Genomic DNA, 4,554 nt, shown 5'->3' with positions numbered 1-4,554 from the left:
TTCCCTGGGCTGGCTAAGTGGACAACCTTTTTTAGGGCTCTGTGTGGGGATGGGGGGTTATTTTGTCTGGAGCTTCCGCCAACTTTTCAAACTACTGGTCTGGCTGAATGATCCCAAGGCCAGGAGCAAAGAACCCCCTGAGAGTAAAGGGTTCTGGGGTGAAATTTTTGATGGTATCTATCGATTACAGAAACAGCACAGTCGCTCCCGGCAAAAGCTGGCCGGAGTGATTGAGCGCGTTCAGGAATCAACTGCTGCGCTTAATGACGGTGTTGTGATGATCGATAATCAGAGTAACCTGGAATGGTGGAATCCTGCTGCTGAAAGCTTGATGGGTCTGAAGACGCCTGACGATAAAGGGCAATTGATTACCAACCTGTTGCGTGATCCAAGGTTTGCTGACTACTTTGAGCAGGGTGGTTATCAAAAAGCTCTTGAGATTCCCTCTCCTGTCAATCCGGATTATCAACTGCAATTTAATATAACGGTGTATGGCAAAGGCAATCGTCTGATGACCGTGAGAGATGTCACGCGTTTGAATCAGCTGGAGGTCATGAGAAAAGACTTTGTTGCTAATGTTTCTCATGAATTGAGAACACCGCTGACAGTTGTGTCCGGGTACCTTGAAACCATGCTGGACAGTCTGGGCCCCGATTCAGGCCTGCCTCCTGTTTGGGAGAAAGCGCTAAACAGGATGCAGGAACAGTCACTGAGAATGCAGAATCTGGTGGCAGACCTGCTGTTGCTGTCCAAGCTGGAGTCGGCCGAAGCTCAGGCAGATGAAAACGGGGTGCATCTTAAAACCATGCTGAACAGCATTGTTGAAGACGGGTGTGCACTCAGTGGCGAAAACCAGCATCAGATTTCACTGGACTGTCCTGAAGATGTCTTTTTGGCTGGCAGTAGCAGTGAGTTACGCAGTGCCTTCTCGAATCTGGTCTTTAATGCTGTGCGCTATACACCGCAAGGTGGCAAGATACATTTGCGCTGGTGGCAGGATAAGGAAGGCGGACATATGATGGTGAAAGATAACGGTGTCGGTATTGACCCCATGCATATTCCCAGGTTGACTGAACGTTTTTACCGGATTGATAAAAGCCGTAGCCAGAGTACCGGAGGAACAGGACTCGGGTTGGCTATCGTCAAGCACGTCATGCTAAGACATGGAGGCAAACTCACTATCAGCAGTCATCCGGGGAAAGGCAGCCGTTTTGTTTGCCATTTCCCGGCAAAATGCCTTGAGCTGGAACACTCATGAAAAAAGCATAAAAGGAGTGGTAGCTCCTTTTATGCTTTTTAGCAGACCACCAAAAAACGATTAATCTTCTGATGGTCTCGTCATTCGAATGGTTTGTTTCTCAGAGTCTGTTACCCTGACTATTGAATGATGTCTGTATTCAAGAAACAGCGGACTGGAGGCGAGTCTGAAATCCTGAAAACGGTCGACTTATTCTTCTTCAACCACGCAGTCCAGACGCTTCTTGCCGGTGCGGTCCAGGTAGCTCTGGAAGTCACGTGGCAGACGGCCTGTGGTAGAGCCATCCCACTGAACGGTGTCTCCCGCTTCAGTTCGGTATTCAAAAGTAAATCTCTGGACATTACGACGACGTTTTGGAGCCGCTACTTCCAGGTGGTCCAGATCATCCATTGAAATGCCACGCTCAGCCATGATTTGCTTAACGGCTTCAATGCTTTTCAGTTTGGCTTGACGCTCTTCGTCAATTTTATTGCGGGCTTCAACTTTCTCCTGCAGTACGTCCTGCATTCTGGAGATGATACGCTCAAGATCTTCAACATGAACATCTTTAAACAGAGAGCGGATCCGTGCTTTACTGCTCAGGCGGTGATGAATTTCTTCAAAAACGTTCATTCAAGGAACTCCCAATTCAGGCCAAATCGGTGGGGTATTAATGATTTTCAACGATGAAAGTGCCTATTTATACAGGAAGCTTTAAATTGATGGAAGCATTTAATGTGCTTTTATGACCTATTCAAATAGATTTAATAACATTTTATGAGTTGATAGGGGCGATTGTACAATAGATAAACAGTTTTGGGTCAATCAGACGTGCTAATGAATTGAATGGTTTTGACTTGATATTGCTTATTTCTTAAAGAACCAGATAGCTAGCTGTGCATTTGGCTCTTTAAGAGTATCGTTATCGATTAAATCTCAGGCTATGGACGTAATCCCCTTTTTTTGCATCGAACAGGAGGTGCATATCCCACTGCCATGACAGTGGGGTATGGGTTATCAATGGATAGGGTACAGGCAGGATTAGATTACTTTTTAATTCTTATTAGTTTTAAATATTAAAAAGAATCTTGTTTGTCTCTCATATCTTTTAGCGAGACTTTTCGGAATCTTTCTTATCTGGACATTGATAGCTTTTGCTGACCTTGTTATCAATGTTAACCGACTCCAGTTTGACATCAAATTGCCAGAGACGATGTACATGCCTGAGTAATTCTTCAGTGCTATTGTCCAACGGGCGTCCCTGATGCTGGTAATGTCTCAGGGTCAGGGTACGGTCGCCACGAACGTCGACGTCAAATACCTGGATATTGGGTTCTCGGTTCCCAAGGTTGTATTGGGCAGCCAGTGACTCCCTTACTTCTTTATATCCGGTGCTGTTATGAATCGCATCGACTTCCAGATAGGATTTGCTGTCGTCATCGAGAATCGAGAAGAGTCTGAGGTCTCTCATGACCTTGGGAGACAGGAATTGTAAAATAAAGCTTTCATCCTTGAAGTTCTGCATCGCAAAGTGCACGGTTTCCAGCCAGTCACTGCCGGCAATGTCCGGGAACCAGTGCTTGTCTTCATCGGTAGGATTTTCACAGATTCTGCGAATATCCTGGAACATACTAAAGCCCAGTGTGTAGGGGTTAATGCCGCTGTAGTGTGGGCTATCAAAAGGAGGCTGGTACACGACGCTGGAGTGAGAGTGCAGGAACTCCAGCATAAAGCCATCGGTGACTTTTCCTTCCTCATAAAGCTCATGGAGAAGATGGTAGTGCCAGAAGCAGGCCCAGCCTTCGTTCATGACCTGGGTTTGGCGTTGAGGGTAATAGTATTGGGACACTTTCCTGACGATTCGCAGCAGTTCACGCTGCCAGGTTTCCAGCAGTGGTGCATTTTTTTCCAGAAAGTAGAGAATGTTTTCTTCCGGGTCTTTGGGAAAGCGTTGAACTTTTTTCTCTTCTTTCTCTTCAGCTTTTGGAATGGTGCTCCAGATGTCGTTCAGGGTTCTCTGAATGTATTCTGCTCTTTCCTGCTGGCGCTCTTTTTCCTGTTCTGCTGATAGTGGTCTTGGGCGCTTATAGCGATTCACACCCTGATTCATAAGAGCATGGGCAGCGTCCAGAACATCTTCAACCGCTTCAACGCCATATTTTTCTTCGCACTCAGCAACATAACGTTTGGCAAACATCAGGTAGTCAATGATGGACTCGGCATCGGTCCAGGTCTGGAACAGATAGTTACTCTTGAAAAAAGAGTTATGACCATAACTGGCATGGGCCAGAACCAGAGCCTGCATGGTCATGGTGTTTTCTTCCATGAGATAAGCAATGCAGGGGTTGGAGTTGATCACAATTTCATAAGCCAGCCCCATGCGGCCACGCTGATAATTCTGCTGGGTATGGAGAAACTGTTTGCCAAAGCTCCAGTGGCTGTACATTAATGGCATACCTGTGGAAGAGTAGGCATCCATCATCTGTTCGGCACTGATGACCTCAATCTGATTCGGGTAAGTGTCCAGCCGGAACTTGTCAGCCAGACGTGCCAGCTCACGGTCGTATTCCTGAATGAGATCAAAAGTCCATTCTGAACCCGTGGAGATGGGTTGTTTCTCTTTAGCCGCTTTCCCCTTGCTCATGGCCGTCACCTCACTCATGACTGATTTATCGCTTATACGGTTTCTTTTTTCTCAAACAGGCGACGGAACACCGGATAAATGTCATTCGGTGTTTTGATTTGCTGCATGGCAAACTGATCGGCGAACTGTTCAGCTATGCTTTCGTATTCACGCCACAGGTTCTGGTGAGCCCGGTCGGTGATTTCGACGTAGGAAAAATATTGAACCTTTGACATGATCTGTTCAGTCAGAATTTTGGAGCAAACGCTGGAATCCCCTTCCCAGTTATCGCCATCGGAAGCCTGAGCAACATAAATGTTCCAGTCCACCGGATTGTAACGGTTATTGATAATGTCGCGGGTCATTTCCAGGGCACTGGACACAATGGTTCCGCCGGTTTCCCGGGAATAAAAGAAGTCATCCTCATCGACTTCCTTTGCGGCAGTGTGGTGCCGAATAAAGACGACTTCGATCTGTTTGTAATTACGTTGCAGGAACAGATAGAGCAGGATGAAAAAGCGCTTGGCCATGTCTTTGATTTCCTGTGTCATGGAGCCGGAGACATCCATGACACAAAACATCACAGCCTTGTTACTGGGGCTGGGAACTTTGATCAGGTTGTTGTACTTGAGATCAAAGTCATCAATAAAGGGCAGCTTTTTCAGCTTGCCATTGAGCTCTTTAATCTTCTCAC

4 protein-coding genes are annotated in these 4,554 nt (G+C 46.6%); 1 reads left to right on the top strand and 3 read right to left on the bottom strand.

Annotation, left to right across the window (positions count from 1 at the left end; all coding sequences use genetic code 11):
• Positions 1-1,258: phosphate regulon sensor histidine kinase PhoR (gene phoR, locus KDK16_RS00585; protein ID WP_306670681.1), on the top strand; the 1,258-nt coding region annotated here is incomplete at its 5' end.
• Positions 1,259-1,447: 189 nt separating this feature from the next.
• Here the strand turns inward: phoR and KDK16_RS00580 are convergent.
• From KDK16_RS00580 to KDK16_RS00570, 3 genes are all read right to left on the bottom strand, one after another.
• Entirely contained in the window at positions 1,448-1,870 is a 423-nt protein-coding gene (locus KDK16_RS00580) for an H-NS histone family protein (protein WP_257255491.1), read from the bottom strand.
• Positions 1,871-2,345: 475 nt separating this feature from the next.
• Entirely contained in the window at positions 2,346-3,881 is a 1,536-nt protein-coding gene (locus tag KDK16_RS00575) for a SpoVR family protein (RefSeq protein ID WP_257274228.1), read from the bottom strand.
• Between the two features lie 32 nt (positions 3,882-3,913).
• The coding region (locus KDK16_RS00570; protein WP_257274227.1) for a YeaH/YhbH family protein at positions 3,914-4,554 on the bottom strand (641 nt) is incomplete at its 5' end.

This window comes from Endozoicomonas sp. SESOKO4, from assembly GCF_024606275.1.
Note: the sequence above shows the minus strand (reverse complement) of the source record. Positions and strands in the feature narration are given on the sequence as shown.

Excerpts from the sequence above, each read along its gene's own strand:
- KDK16_RS00575 (WP_257274228.1), bottom strand. The coding sequence starts at position 3,881 with ATGAGCAAGGGGAAAGCGGCTAAAGAGAAACAACCCATCTCCACGGGT.
- KDK16_RS00580 (WP_257255491.1), bottom strand. The coding sequence starts at position 1,870 with ATGAACGTTTTTGAAGAAATTCATCACCGCCTGAGCAGTAAAGCACGG.